This window comes from Brevibacillus borstelensis (assembly GCF_003710865.1).
Lineage (GTDB): Bacteria > Bacillota > Bacilli > Brevibacillales > Brevibacillaceae > Brevibacillus > Brevibacillus borstelensis.
This window is the reverse complement of the sequence record NZ_RHHO01000009.1, coordinates 112,811-126,568: the sequence shown is the minus strand read 5'-3', so window position 1 is coordinate 126,568 and position 13,758 is coordinate 112,811. Positions and strand designations below refer to the sequence as shown.

The 13,758-nt window shown below is 49.9% G+C and carries 10 protein-coding genes, 2 pseudogenes and 1 riboswitch; of the genes and pseudogenes, 7 read left to right on the top strand and 5 right to left on the bottom strand.

Translation table 11 applies throughout. The annotated features are described in order from the left end of the window. Positions 1–194: 194 nt before the first annotated feature. Positions 195–304 (bottom strand): annotated as a pseudogene (locus EDM54_RS26880) (TetR-like C-terminal domain-containing protein); the annotation flags it as partial. On the opposite strand from EDM54_RS26880, the pseudogene EDM54_RS04740 reads away from it, so the two are divergent. Continuing rightward, positions 299–715, top strand: a pseudogene (locus EDM54_RS04740) (zinc-binding dehydrogenase); the annotation flags it as partial. The pseudogenes EDM54_RS26880 and EDM54_RS04740 sit on opposite strands and share 6 nt — an antisense overlap. Before the next feature lie 282 nt (positions 716–997). Here the strand turns inward: EDM54_RS04740 and EDM54_RS04735 are convergent. Together EDM54_RS04735 and EDM54_RS04730 are read right to left on the bottom strand one after the other, a co-directional pair. Then, the gene (locus EDM54_RS04735) at positions 998–2,329 is read right to left on the bottom strand and encodes a sensor histidine kinase (RefSeq protein ID WP_122957855.1); all 1,332 of its coding nucleotides are present in this window, start codon (positions 2,327–2,329) and stop codon (positions 998–1,000) included. After that, positions 2,319–3,017, bottom strand: coding sequence for a response regulator (locus EDM54_RS04730; RefSeq protein ID WP_122957854.1), 699 nt, complete (start codon positions 3,015–3,017; stop codon positions 2,319–2,321). The genes EDM54_RS04735 and EDM54_RS04730 overlap by 11 nt, the downstream gene beginning before the upstream one ends. A gap of 142 nt (positions 3,018–3,159) precedes the next feature. Between EDM54_RS04730 and EDM54_RS04725 the strand changes: the two genes are divergently transcribed. Then, positions 3,160–3,696, top strand: coding sequence for a hypothetical protein (locus tag EDM54_RS04725; RefSeq protein WP_003392916.1), 537 nt, complete (start codon positions 3,160–3,162; stop codon positions 3,694–3,696). A gap of 30 nt (positions 3,697–3,726) precedes the next feature. Further along, the gene (locus tag EDM54_RS04720) at positions 3,727–5,850 is read left to right on the top strand and encodes a multicopper oxidase family protein (protein ID WP_122957853.1); all 2,124 of its coding nucleotides are present in this window, start codon (positions 3,727–3,729) and stop codon (positions 5,848–5,850) included. An 852-nt stretch (positions 5,851–6,702) separates the two neighbouring features. Here EDM54_RS04720 and EDM54_RS04715 read toward each other — a convergent pair. Together EDM54_RS04715 and EDM54_RS04710 are read right to left on the bottom strand one after the other, a co-directional pair. After that, complete coding sequence (locus EDM54_RS04715; protein ID WP_122957852.1) at positions 6,703–7,587, bottom strand: DNA adenine methylase; 885 nt, start codon at positions 7,585–7,587, stop codon at positions 6,703–6,705. A 40-nt stretch (positions 7,588–7,627) separates the two neighbouring features. Then, a complete protein-coding gene (locus EDM54_RS04710) occupies positions 7,628–9,295 on the bottom strand; it encodes a hypothetical protein (RefSeq protein ID WP_122957851.1) in 1,668 nt (555 codons plus the stop codon). A gap of 368 nt (positions 9,296–9,663) precedes the next feature. Further along, a riboswitch (SAM riboswitch) is annotated at positions 9,664–9,768 on the top strand. 116 nt (positions 9,769–9,884) lie between these two features. Between EDM54_RS04710 and EDM54_RS04705 the strand changes: the two genes are divergently transcribed. From EDM54_RS04705 to EDM54_RS04690, 4 genes are read left to right on the top strand one after another with little or no spacing between them, the layout of a single operon-like run. Further along, complete coding sequence (locus tag EDM54_RS04705; protein ID WP_122957850.1) at positions 9,885–10,817, top strand: ABC transporter permease; 933 nt, start codon at positions 9,885–9,887, stop codon at positions 10,815–10,817. A 4-nt stretch (positions 10,818–10,821) separates the two neighbouring features. Further along, on the top strand, positions 10,822–11,769 hold the full coding sequence (locus EDM54_RS04700; RefSeq protein ID WP_122957849.1) for an ABC transporter permease: 948 nt from the start codon (positions 10,822–10,824) through the stop codon (positions 11,767–11,769). A gap of 13 nt (positions 11,770–11,782) precedes the next feature. Continuing rightward, positions 11,783–12,805 carry an ABC transporter ATP-binding protein gene (locus tag EDM54_RS04695; RefSeq protein WP_122957848.1) on the top strand — a complete coding sequence of 341 codons (1,023 nt, stop codon included), beginning with the start codon at positions 11,783–11,785 and terminating at the stop codon, positions 12,803–12,805. Then, positions 12,798–13,754: an ABC transporter ATP-binding protein gene (locus EDM54_RS04690; RefSeq protein WP_024984618.1), complete on the top strand. Its 957-nt coding sequence runs from the start codon at positions 12,798–12,800 to the stop codon at positions 13,752–13,754. Before EDM54_RS04695 ends, EDM54_RS04690 begins: the two co-directional genes overlap by 8 nt. The last annotated feature ends 4 nt before the right edge of the window (positions 13,755–13,758 follow it).

Here is a 13,758-nt window from a genome sequence, read left to right as displayed (position 1 = left end):
AATGAAAGGCTTCATCCCCGAAGGGATTATCTTTCTCTCCACCAACGCGTCAAGGGTTCGCTTCGCCTTTCGCCCTTGACTCTATTGGTTTCGAAAAATGGCCCAATTAGGGGGATGAAACCTTTTCATATATTGGTTGATTGAGTTTACACAAAAATCTTGACAGACCCGAGGACGCTCTTGTTATATATCAACTACAGACTTCTCCCTAACAAAACCCCGACTTGTTTGGCCATAACTTGCGGCGGGTACGGCATTTCATTTCGATCCACCACTCAATTACCCCTACATAGGCGTTCCCGGCAAGAAGATAGCTGTGGTTGGACTTGGGGGGCTTGGACACATGGCTGTGAAGGTCGCCCATGCCATGGGGGCAAAGGTTACGGTTTTATCACAAACAGTAAAGTAGAAAGAAGACGGTTTGCGGCTTGGCGCGGACCATTATTATGCCACGAACGATCCAGAGACATTTAAAAAATTGGCTGGTTCGTTTGACCTCATCGTAAATACAGTCAGCGCGAAGATCGATCTGAACGCCTACCTATCGCTGCTGGCAGTGGACGGTACATTGGTCAACGTCCGTGCCCCGGCGGAGCCGTTGTCCGTTCATGTATTGTCTCTTATCGGTCAGCGGCGGTCGTTTGCTGGATCGATGATCGGCGGGATTCGCGAAACGCAGGAAATGCTCGACTTTTGCGCCGAACACTCCATTACGCGTCTTACAGGAAACTAACGGGTATCGATCGCTGAATAATGACACGAAGGCAGCCGACAAGTTCATCGGCTGCCTTTTTCTCAACTGAGGACAGGAATGTCTAATGGAGCGGGAGTGGAACGGGGGTGATAGCAACTATCCCCATACTTTTTGAAGAGGGAGTCCCTGCTTAGTTCGAGCCAGGTCGACAACATGCTGAATATAGGCAGTTTTTGCTCGGCCCTCATTGTCGGAATGATATTGTTCAGCCATCAGAGTCTGTCACAAGATTGCCTCCATCCGTCACATCGGCAAATAGACTTTGAACACAGAACCTCTCCCCACTTCGCTTTCCACCTCAATCCACCCCTGATGAGCCACGATGTTCTGCTGCGCGATCGCGAGCCCGAGACCTGTCCCGCCGCTCGGGCGGGCACGGGAATGATCCGCTCGATAAAAGCGGTTGAAGATATGAGGCAAATCCGCTTCGGGTATGCCGACCCCGTTGTCTTCCACCCGGATACAGGCGTATGGCTGCTGCCGGTCGGGCAGGTGTACGGTTTCCGCATGGAGGCGGATTTGGCCGCCGGGATTCGTATAGTAGATGGCGTTCGACAGGATGTTATACAGCGCTTGGAGAATCCGGGATTTCTCAACCGACACAGGAATATTCTCTTCTTCGGCGTGCACGGAAAGCTGTATGTGCTTATCCTCTGCCATAAACCGGGTCTTCGCCGTGACATCCTCCAACAACACGACCAGGTTTTCCGTTCGCGGGTGCAGTTCCATCATGCCGGCCTCAAGCCTGGACAAATCCAGTACATCATGGACCAAACGCGACAGCCGCAATACTTCATCGAGAAGGGAAGCTTGCTTGGCCGGAGAAAGGGGGGCCCCGGTCTCATGAGCCAGCTCCAATTCCCCTTGAATGATCATCAGCGGCGTTTTCAATTCGTGGGCGACATCGGACATCAGCTGTTTTCGGGTTCGTTCTGCGGCTGCCAGCGAATCGTTCATCTCCCGAAGAGCCTTGGCAATCGCTCCGAATTCATCTTTCCTTTGTTCCGGAAAGATGGCTGCAGCGTCGCCTTTTTTGATGGCCTCGATGCCCGCGATGATTTTGCGGATAGGGCTTGTCAGTCTCCAGGACAACAAAAAGATGGTCAGCAGAGCCGCGACAAAGGTGAACAGCAGGGAAGCGATGCCGATATTGGGCAGTATGCCGTACCACATCTTCTTAAACTCATACGTCTTGAACTGACTGTCGTTCATCACGTACAGCCTGCCGATCCTCTTGTCACCCGAGGCAAGCACGAGTTTGTAGCCGTCATTGCGTAGTTCATCCGCGCTTAGTTTTCCTTGCTGATACAGGAAGTTTCCATCTGCAGACAAAACGATTCCGGCAAAGGGGGCGGAATACTCAAACCTGGCGTCGCCGACATGTTCCCATGAATTGCCGTGGTCCCTATAGAATTGTTCGAACTCTTTCTTTAATGATTCAAAAGCAGCTTTATCCTCCAGATAAGCAAAATCACGAGAAATATAAAACTGTGCATGCGTGACAACGAGCAGAAAAAGCAGGAGCAGCACGATCATTACGCTCATCGTCAGGAACAGCTTGGTTCTAATTTTCATGTTCCGCTCCGAATCGGTAGCCGAATCCGTATACCGTCTGAATGTAGTCGGAGGTCCGGCTGCCGTTCTCTATTTTCTTGCGGAGCTTGCTGATATGGGAATCTACCGTCCGTTCGTCGACGACAAATTCCTCCTCGAAAGCGTGCTGCAGAAGCTGCATGCGGCTGTACACCCGTCCGGGCTTCGACGCCAGCAGGTGCAGGATTTTGAATTCGGTTGGAGTGAGATGCAGCTCCTCTGTCCCTTTAAACACCTGCAGACTGTCCTCGTGAATCGTCAAATCGCCTCTTCGCAGCACGCTGCCGGACCCGTCGCTTTCATTTCTGTTCATCCGTCTCAAGAGGGAACGGACTCGGGCGGAAAGCTCCCTCAAGCTGAAAGGCTTTGTCAGGTAATCGTCCGCTCCCATTTCGAGGCCGACGATTTTGTCGGTTTCCTCGGATTTGGCCGTGACCATGATGATGCCGGGAGAGCCGATCTGTCTGAGCTGCCGGCAAATGTCCAGTCCGTTCATTTGCGGAAGCATCCAGTCCAGGAGCACAATATCCGGTTTGTGTTTTGCAAAGAGCTGCAGGGCCGTTTTGCCATCTATCGCTGTTAGACAATCGTATCCTTCGCTCTGAAGAAACGATTCGATGAGCGATGCGATTTTGATTTCATCCTCTACGATCAGAACTTTACTCCCCATTTTCAACCTCCCAGTACTGCCCATTTAATACCACTTTATCGGATATCTGTGGCCCTCACAATGTGTAAATAGGTTCACCACAAGTTCGCAACATTTCGTTGGTAGGATGGCTAACAAAGAAGCTGTTAGGGAGGATTGGAGTATGGGTTACAAATTGTCGATCAGGAAAAAGCAATTGCTCATCATCATCCATGTGCTTTCGGTCGTCTGCTGGCTTGGCGGAGCGATGGTCATGCTGCTGCTCGGTATGTATATGCTGAAGGCGGAGAACGGCGAGCAGCTGTATTACACCTTGGACAATATGCATTTGGTCGATGTTGTCTTCATCCGGTACACCGCTGTAGTCGCGCTGCTCACCGGCATTGTCTTGTCCGTTTGGACGAATTGGGGGCTTTTCAAGCATTACTGGATCTTGATTAAGCTGATCCTGACTGTATCGTTGATCGGTTTCGGCATCGGGTATATGGCAGACTGGTTGTCTCAAATCGTTCGGATCGCCGAACAGGAGAGATTCCTTGCGCTCGGCGATGCTGCCTTCCTGAACACTAGTTATTCATTGATTGGCGGAGCCATTGCCAATATCGTCTCGCTGATCTTTATGACGGCGATCACTTATTTCAAACCGTTTGGAAAAATCAAGCCGATCGTCCGGAAGCCCAAGCAAGAAGCGGCAAAATGACGAAGCATCCGATCACGAGGAGGGGAGACCATGTTTGAAACCATTTCCAGCATCGTGCTTACGATCTGTATGACCCTGTTGTGGGGGATCGCCGGTATTGTGGCAACAGGCCTTCCTTACTCGCAAACCAGCGACAGCTTGAAAAAGAGGAGAGCTTTCCTTCTGCGGGTGGGTGGCGCGGCGCTTCTTCTGAGTGCTCTGTGGTACGCGATCATCATCGGCCAACTCGTTACGAGCGGCTGGCTGTTTGTAGAGGGAACGGTCAAAGCGATTATCCCGCTGACGTTGATTCCTCAATTGTATTTGACGGTAACGGTATGGCCCCGGTTAAAAAGCTTGCGGGACTCCGGTGGAGATGCACCGACGACGGAAGCGTTGCGCACAGTGGCTCATCCATCCGTACTGCTGTCCTTTTATGCGGCAGCGCTCGCATCCGGCATTGCTGCTTTCAGCACCGTCTTTGCCCAGCCTGTTCTGCCCGGCCCGTTTGAGGTCGTTCAACGGATGATGCTGGTTGCGCTCCTTTTGCTTGTGCCGGCGATTTTTGCAAGAAGAAGGTACGCGAAGGTTGTACGGGGGGAACCGCTTCAGCGCGGGCTTGTTTACAGGATGGTCAACTTCGTTGCTGCTGGTACGCTAACCGCGGTGGTCGCAATCGCCATCCTTGTATCAAACGTACTGGCGGGAGTGCAAGCCTCCAAGCTGCCGGAAGCATCCGACATGATGAATCACGACCGGATTGACGAAGGGGGCGGCGCGGCTACACGGATGTCTGCAGTCTCCGGGCATCATCGTCATGAGCAGCATGGCGCTCATCATCAAACCGGCACAGGGACAGTTGAAGTAGCAGCTCTGACCGGAGATATTTCCGCTCCTGCCGATGTGAAGTTCGAACTGGTGGCACAGCAAGAGAAGATACCGCTTGCGTCTGGAGCCGTGATCGATGCCTGGACGTATAACGGCGAAATCGCTCCCGAGCTCAGGGTGAAGCATGGCGATATGGTCGAAGTGAAGCTGATCAATAAAGATATCGATAGCGGAGTGACGATTCATTGGCATGGCTATAACGTGCCGAATGCAATGGACGGCGTGCCGGGGATGACGCAAAATGTCGTGAAACCGGGGCAATCGTTTACTTACAAGTTTCGGGCCGAGCAGGAAGGGACGTACTGGTTCCATTCTCATCAGCAAGCGTCGGAGCAAGTGGTGAAAGGGCTTTTCGGCACGCTGATTGTCGAGTCGAAGCAGGACGCGGAAACCTTTGACGAACAGTTTACCGTCATCAACCATCGCTGGACGACCAGCCAAGGGTATAAACATGCCTTTGGAAAAGAAGACGGTTGGCAAACGAAGCAGGTAAAGCCGGGGAAGAAAGTAAAGCTGAGAATCATCAATACGCATAAGCTTTCACAAAAATATCTTCTGCAGGGGACCGATTTCCGAATCACGAGCATTGACGGGATGCGGATTCAAGACCCGCAGCCATTGTCCGATCAAACAGCGTTGCGGCTTGGTTCGGGCGGCAGATACGACGTGACCTTCACGATGCCGGACCGTCCCGTTCTCTTTAAACTCGGCGATTACAAGAACACGAGCAATCCTGGCATCATTTTTTATACCGAAACCCCTCCGGAGGAACCGATCTTCAAGGCGGAATCTGCCGAGTTCGACCCGTCCGATTACGGTAAGCCCGTCACAAATGACGTCACGGCAGCGAAAAAATTCGATCGGGAATTCCAGATGATTCTCGGAAACGAGATGGGATTTTACAACGGCACGTTTCATTTTTTGTGGACGATCAATGGAGAGGTGTATCCCCGGGTGCCGACTTTTGTCGTCAAAGAAGGCGATAGCGTCAAAACGACCTTTGTGAATAAAAGCTTGACCGAGCATCCGATGCACTTGCACGGGCATCATATGACGGTTTTGAAGAAGAACGGCGAGAAGGTGAAGACTCCATGGCTTACCGATACGTTAAACGTGCTGCCCGGCGAATCGTATGAGGTCGCATTTGTCGCGGACAATCCGGGCATGTGGATGGACCACTGCCATAACCTGGATCATGCGGCGACCGGCATGATTTTGCATCTTATGTATGATCATGTGCGGGCTTCTTATGAAGTTGGGACGAGGTCTGGGAATTTGCCGGATTAGATTATGGACTCCCTGGTGAGATTGTTGGGGATGTGGTTGAAAGATTATTATTGAAGAGGCTGTATTCCAAAGGGAATAACAAAGTTCTAAACAGACTCATCTTGAATTATTTCTCTGCCTTAAATAAATGACTATAGGGGGCTTTTTCAAGTAGTGTTATTTTAGGTGCTAAAGAATGTAATCACTTAGACGCTAATAGCAAGGTAAAGAAATTTCTAAAAAGAAGTGGGCTTTAATTGGATAGAATGAATGGGGGTTTCAAGTTTAATTTGCTTAATTATTAGTGAGGCGCTACCATTCCATAACCCATATGGCATGACTAGCGTTCAACTTTAGTGAGATACACCGGAGGTATCCGCTTGAGGCCAAAGGAAGATATCAATCAGGCTAGGTTTCAGCTGGCGTATCGTTTCGCAGGTTGTTAATCGAAATTCTATAAAACGACTGCACTCGAATATGCTTATGTATCGCTGTTTTCGGGCGGGGGTTCGTTATCCACCACCTCCTCCGTACATATCACAGTATTAAAATTATCTCGGACGAGAATTCCTTTAAGGAATAAACAGTTATCGTAGGGTGTCCCATGTCGATAGTAGCTTTTATATTGGTAACTAAATTGCACAAACTAATGTGAGTTGTCAAGAACTTATTGAAAAATAAAGGCACTGACCATTGAGGTCAATGCCACTGAAATGGAGTTGTGTTTGTGAAAATTTCATGAAGCTAGGGGATCGTCGTATATGGTTTGTCAGCAAAATAAACAAAGGACTCAATAGACGAGGATTCAGAATTTACTCTTAGACCTTGCAGATCTCGATTAGGCATTCATTGTCCCAAAAAATCATCATATTTTTAGTTGTTTATTATCAATTTTTTATAGATGTTAACTGGTGGTAAGGGAAGGTTAGAAATTAGCAATTCTTTACCCGTGGAACGTTGTTTTTTTGAAACAGAATAATCAAGATAGAAAGGGCAATACTTGGCACCGATCCCGCTATAAAGACCACAAATATAGGGGGCATCATCATAACTTATCAACCAATCATAATGTTTACTATGGCGAACAAAATTGGCTAGACTTTCATGATCTACACTAGAATAAAAATGGCGATACAACTTTTCTCCTTTAGAATAATATGGCGGGTCGAAATAGACAAAACTCTTTTCCTTAAGAAAGTTGCTTTTAATCTTATTCATAAAGTTTATCGCGTCGTCCCAATGAATCTCGACTCTATCTTTTAACTGAGCCAGTTTTTTTATAAGAGCAATGAGTAAAGGTTTATTAAATCTGCAATCAATCTTATATGAAGAATCTTGGTTTATACCACCTATTGGGTTGGCTTTAAGTATTCCTGAAAAGTTAGTTCTATTGAAAAAGAGTCCAGCAAACCCCAAGTCTAACAAATTGCTATCATGAGGATTTTTAACATCACGTAATGGCTTAAGAGTTATCCAGGTTTTTATATCTATTGAAGTCTCTTCTATCCTATTGCATAGTTCTTCAGCACAGCTAAACACACATTTCCAAAACGAGTAAATTAGGACGTCTTTTTCGACTAAGATTAGTTTGTTTATTAGTCCTTTTTGTAACAGTTCAAGCCCTACAACCGCGCTCCCGGCATATGGTTCGTAAAAAGTACTTCCTAATAGATTATTAGATTCTAATAATCTTGAGATATATGGAACCAACTGTCTTTTTGCGCCAGGGTAACGTAAAGGATTTATTGTAGTTGGCATCCGTAGTACTCCATTCTAATATAAATTTTAATTCGAATACTTATATATCATTAATTATAAGCTGAATTAAGGAGAAAAGACCACCACTTGCTAAACCTTCAAGAGAAGAGGCCGTTGTACGTACTAAACCAGGATTATGGACAGTTGTGTTTAAAAAATCCCGGGATCGCGAATTGGTTACTTGATTAAAGGCCGTTCTCATGGCTGGATCGGGAAGGGCAGTATTAATATTTCTTTTAATATGATTCTCAATGTTACTTAACATTGGTATTTGGAACTGACTAACCAGACCTGGCCATAACCCGGTTTTTTTTAGCTGTAATTTTAATACTTGTTCATAGGCAGTTCGCAGGACCATCCCAGCAGCAACAGAATATATTTTATAGATTTTTTCGGTCCTCCCATTAATCTTTACGGTATTAGTCGACATCTTATAGAGTTCATCTAGGGCAACGATTAGACCGGCATGTTCAATATTATTTGGGGAAAGTCTTGACCAAGAGATGTGCTCAAAGAAAAAGCAGGGCGAAGAACCACCAGGAGTAGGTCCCCCACCAGTAGCAGGTCCTCTGCCGGTAGCAGGTCCTCCACCGGTAGCAGGTCCTCCACTGGTAGCAGGTCCTCCACCGGTAGCAGGTCCTCCACCGGTAGCAGGTCCTCTACCGGTAGCAGGTCCTCCACCGGTAGCAGGTCCTCCACCGATAGCAGGTCCTCCACCAGTAGCAGGTCCTCCATCGGTAGCAGGTCCTCCACCGGTAGCAGGCCCATCATCAGGAGTAGGTTCACTACCAGGGGCAGGCTCACCACTGAGAGCAGATTCAGTTCCCGAATTAGTGCCGTTACCTCCTTCAGATGTCTTTATAAAGTTCTCAAGTAAACTCTTAACCCCAGTAACATCAAACAGACTATTCCGTGTTTTAATAGTTTTATCTACTATGGTTTCTTTAAAAATCTTTTCAAGAATTACATAAAACACTTTATCTGGAAGTTCGCTGTAAAGGTTTTCTTGAGAATCGTATTTAATTTTTAGTAGATCTGTAGGTTTCATTTTTTTATTTCCGACGAATTGAGTGGCTGAAAAAATTCGCAAGAAAGGATCAATCTTAATGTTTATTAAATCCTCATTAAAATCAGGATGGGCATCCTTGTATTTCTTTGAAGCTTTTAGAAGAAATTTATAATCGCGTATATCTTTTCGGATTTCAGATATTTTTACTCCCGTTCTCTCACTTAAAGTAGTTATTGAGTTACCTTGATTGTACATTGATGCGAAAAATTGCTTCTTTGCTAATGGCTTCCAGTCTTTTACGCCTTGAATATGTCGTCTACTCATTAAGGCAATTGCGTAATTTCGATCGGGAGCGACATCTACCTCAATAGTGGTAATATTAGCAAGCGTTTCGCTTGCAACATTGGGGATTTTATGATTAAAACCATCAGGGATCAGTGTTCTGTCTAGCAAAAACTGGAGAGCTACTGTTCTACGATTACCTTCCATTACAACATATTTGCTATTTTCATGAATGACTACTATTCGCTCTCCTAATAAGAGACCTCTGTTATTATTAATTTCCTCTGCTAATTGGCAAACATCTTCGTACATCGCCATATATTTCCGAATGGATTCTTCACTATTATCGCTTATTACAACAAATCTGGGATTTTGTTTATCTAACGTTAGATTTAGTGGTGAAATTGTAAGTGACATATGAACCCCCTGCTTATAGTCTTTTAGACTCAATTTATTACCCTATTCGACAAAATTTTCCGTTTCCCTGTAATGGAATTATTTTTCCAAAGAACATATTGACTTTCTGCAACATATTTTATAGACACCTAATCCTAGCATCAAATTTATAGACGTACTATTATTGAGGGATAATAACCTAACATCGTCGGTTAAAAATTACTTATATCAAATAGAAGGCATAATGTGTGGGATCAACAACCTGAGTCAATAACCAAATAATCTAACAAATAAACAAAAATCAAATGCACTAAAACCGCATTGACATATCCAAGTAAAATGATAAGATAAAAAAGAATTTAGTGAATGAAATTTAACTTCATAAAACATTCTTATCGAGAGTGGTGGAGGGACTGGCCCGATGAAACCCGGCAACCTTGGTCTGATGGACCTTACGGTGCTAAATCCTGCGGAGTTATTCTGAGAGATAAGAAGGTGGGAACCGTACAAATCGCCCCTCTTCTTTCTGGAGAGGGGCTTTCTGTATGTATAATCCATAGTATTCGTATTTATTTACTTAGTATTACAATTGCACAAAGGAGGAAACAACGTGCTTCATTATGCGGTCAAGCGTGGCTTTCTCATGCTGGTTACGCTGTGGATCATTGTCACGGTGACGTTTGTGATCATGCACCTGATTCCGGGCGACCCGTTCGCGTCTGACGCCAAAATGCTTCCGGAAGAAGTCGTGAAAAACATGCGGGCCCAGTACAACCTGGATGAGCCGATCCCTATGCAGTACCTGCTCTATCTGAAAGGCTTGGTGCAATTTGACCTGGGGCCGTCCATCCAGTCCAAGACAAGGGACGTGAACACGCTGATTGCGGAGGGCTTTCCCGCCTCGGCTGTTCTGGGGCTCCAGGCGTTTCTTGTCGCGCTGGCAGGTGGGATCACAGTCGGAATCGTCGCGGCGCTCTACCAAAACCGGGCGTTGGATTTTCTGTCCATGTTCGCGGCCATCGTCGGGATTTCCGTCCCCAGTTTTATTCTGGCACCGCTGTTGATCAAATACATGGCGGTCAAATGGGAGCTTTTGCCCGTCGCGGCTTGGGGGAGCTGGGAGCATTCGGTTCTTCCGACGCTTGCGCTCGCCATCGGGCCGCTTGCCATTATCGCCCGATTCGTACGAGCCAGCATGCTGGAAGTCTGGCAGCAGGAATACATAAGCACGGCGGAGGCGAAAGGGCTTGGCACCTTTTCCATCGTCGTCAGACACGGGATGCGCAATACCATACTGCCGGTGCTTACCTTTGTCGGTCCGCTGTTTGCCAACCTGATGACCGGAACCTTTGTGGTGGAAAAGATTTTCGCCATTCCGGGGCTTGGCAAATACTTCGTGGAAAGCATTTTTAACCGCGATTATCCGGTCATTTTGGGAATGACTGTTTTTTACAGCTTTGTGCTCATTTTTACTTTGTACATCATCGACCTGCTGTACCGGGTGATTGACCCGCGCATCAGATTGACGAGCGGAGGGAGATAGCGTTATGGCCAATCAGGCAACACAACTGGATTCGCTGTTTCGACCTGTCGACCCAAGCCGGCTTGCCGGGGAAGAGCGGGAACGTCCCAGCCTCGGGTATTGGCAGGAGGTATGGCAGCGGGTATGCCGCAACAAGCTGGCGATACTCGGGTTCTTCCTGCTCGCGGCGGTGGTGGCGCTCTCGATCTTCGGACCGATGCTCGTTCCTCACAGCCCGCATGAGCAGTCGTTGACGCAGGGGAATCTGCCGCCCTCGGGCGAGCACTGGTTTGGAACGGACGATCTGGGCCGGGACATGTGGGCGCGTACCTGGATGGGCGGCCGCATCTCTTTGTTTATCGGTGTGGTGGCGGCGGCCATCGACCTGGTAATCGGTGTGTGCATCGGCGGCATTTCCGGATACATGGCAGGAAGGAGCAGGCTGGGTGACCGAGTGGACAACATCCTGATGCGGCTGGCTGAAATTCTCTACAGCATCCCGTATCTGCTGGTGGTGATCCTGCTGATGGTCGTTCTGGAGCCGGGACTCGCCACGATCATTATTGCGCTTTCGCTGACCGGCTGGGTGGGCATGGCCCGCCTGGTCAGAGGACAGCTCATGCAGATCAAGCGGCAGGAGTTTGTGCTGGCGGCAGAAAAGCTGGGCACCTCCCATGCCAAAATCATCATCAGGCATCTGCTGCCCAATACGATTGGCGTGATCATCGTCAACCTGACCTTTACGATTCCGCATGCGATCTTCGCCGAGTCGTTTCTCAGCTTTCTCGGTCTGGGCGTGCAAGCGCCGACGGCCAGTTGGGGAACGATGGCCAACGACGCGCTGGCGGTTGTGCTGAGCGGGCAGTGGTGGCGGCTGTTTTTTCCGGGATTCATGATTTCGCTTGCCATGTTCGCGTGCAACGCGCTCGGGGACGGTCTGCAGGACGCGCTGGACCCGCGCATCAGGAAATGAGGGGGAGTTCATCGTGAAGCCATTGTTGGAAGTAGACCAGCTGCGCGTCTCCTTTCGCACGTACGGCGGAGAGGTGCAGGCAGTGAGAGGGGTGTCCTTTTCCGTGAGGGAGGGAGAGACGCTGGCCATTGTCGGAGAGAGCGGCTGCGGAAAAAGCGTGACTGCCCGGGCATTGATGGGGATGATTCCGCCCCGATCCGGCCAGGTAAAGAGCGGCAGCATCCGGTTTCGCGGGCGTGAGCTGACCCGGCTGACGAAACAGGAGTGGCAGCAGATTCGCGGCTCGCAGATCGGCATGATCTTTCAGGACCCGATGACCTCGCTGAACCCGACGATGAAAATCGGGACACAGATTGCCGAAGGGCTGATCAAGCATCGAAAGCAGACGAAGGCGGAAGCAAAGGAAGAGACGCTGAAGCTGCTGGAGAGGGTGGGCATTCCGGAGGCGGCGAGGCGGTATGAACAATATCCGCACGAGCTGAGCGGAGGCATGCGGCAGCGTGTCGGCATCGCCATGGCACTTGCTTGCCATCCAGAGCTGATCATCGCCGACGAGCCGACGACGGCGCTCGACGTGACCATACAGGCGCAAATCCTTCGGCTGATGAAGGAGCTGCAGCAGCAGTTGAACACATCGATCATTTTGATCACCCACGATCTGGGCGTAGTCGCAGAGGTGGCCGACCACGTGACGGTGATGTACGCGGGCGCAGTGGTGGAGAGCGGCCGGGCGGAAGAGATTTTTGACAACCCGCGCCATCCATACACACAAGGGCTGCTGCAGTCTGTGCCGCGTCTTGCGGCAGGAAAAAAAGAGCGGCTGGTCCCCATCGAAGGGACTCCGCCGGATTTGTTTCGTCCGCCAGCCGGCTGTCCGTTTGCCGCCCGCTGCCGCTTTGCTATGGAAATTTGCCTGGCGCATATGCCGCCAGCCGAATCGTTTTCCGATTCTCATGAGGCGAGCTGCTGGCTGAACGACCCGCGTGCCCCGAAGGCGGAAGCGTGGATTGCAGCAGGGAGGGAGACATATGCTTGACAACATCGTGGAGGTGGAGAATCTCGCCAAATCGTTTGAAATTGGCGGCGGCCAACGGGTCAGGGCTGTTGACCGCGTTTCTTTTGCCATCAGGCGGGGGGAGACGCTCGGTATCGTCGGGGAAAGCGGCTGCGGCAAGTCGACGCTGGGCAGGACGATCGTGGGCCTGTACCCGGCTACGGCGGGGCGCATCCTGTTTCAAGGAAAAGACCTCGCCAGGATGGACAGACACGAAAGGCGGGAAGCAAACCGCCACATGCAGCTAATCTTCCAGGACCCGCAAGCCTCGCTTAATCCGCGGCTCAGGGTGGGCGACATCATCGCCGAAGGAATCGACGCCTACGGATTGGCAAAAGGAAAAGAGCGGGAAGAACGCATCTACCGCCTGCTGGAGCTGGTCGGACTGCACCCCGGCCACGCCAAACGCTTTCCGCATGAATTCAGCGGCGGACAACGGCAGCGCATCGGGATCGCCCGGGCGCTTGCGGTGGAGCCGAGCTTTATCGTGGCGGACGAGTCCATCTCCGCACTGGATGTATCCATTCAGGCGCAAATCGTCAATCTGCTGGCAGATCTGCAGGCAGAGCGGGACATCACCTATTTGTTTATCGCGCATGACCTGGCGATGGTAAAGCACATCAGCGACCGGATCGGCGTGATGTACCTGGGGCAGATGATGGAGCTGGCACCGGGCGAGGAGTTGTTTGCAGCACCGCTGCATCCGTACACGCAGGCTTTGATCTCCGCCATGCCGGTCTCCCATCCTGCCCAGCGCGAAGAGCGGGAGCAGATTGTCCTGACCGGAGAGATGCCGAGCCCGATTCATCCGCCAAGCGGGTGCCCGTTTCGCACCAGATGCCCGGCGGCCCAAGGCGTCTGCGCCGAAGCAGCGCCGGAGTGGAAGGAGGTGAGGCGCGGACACTGGATCGCTTGCCATTTTGTACAGTAGACAG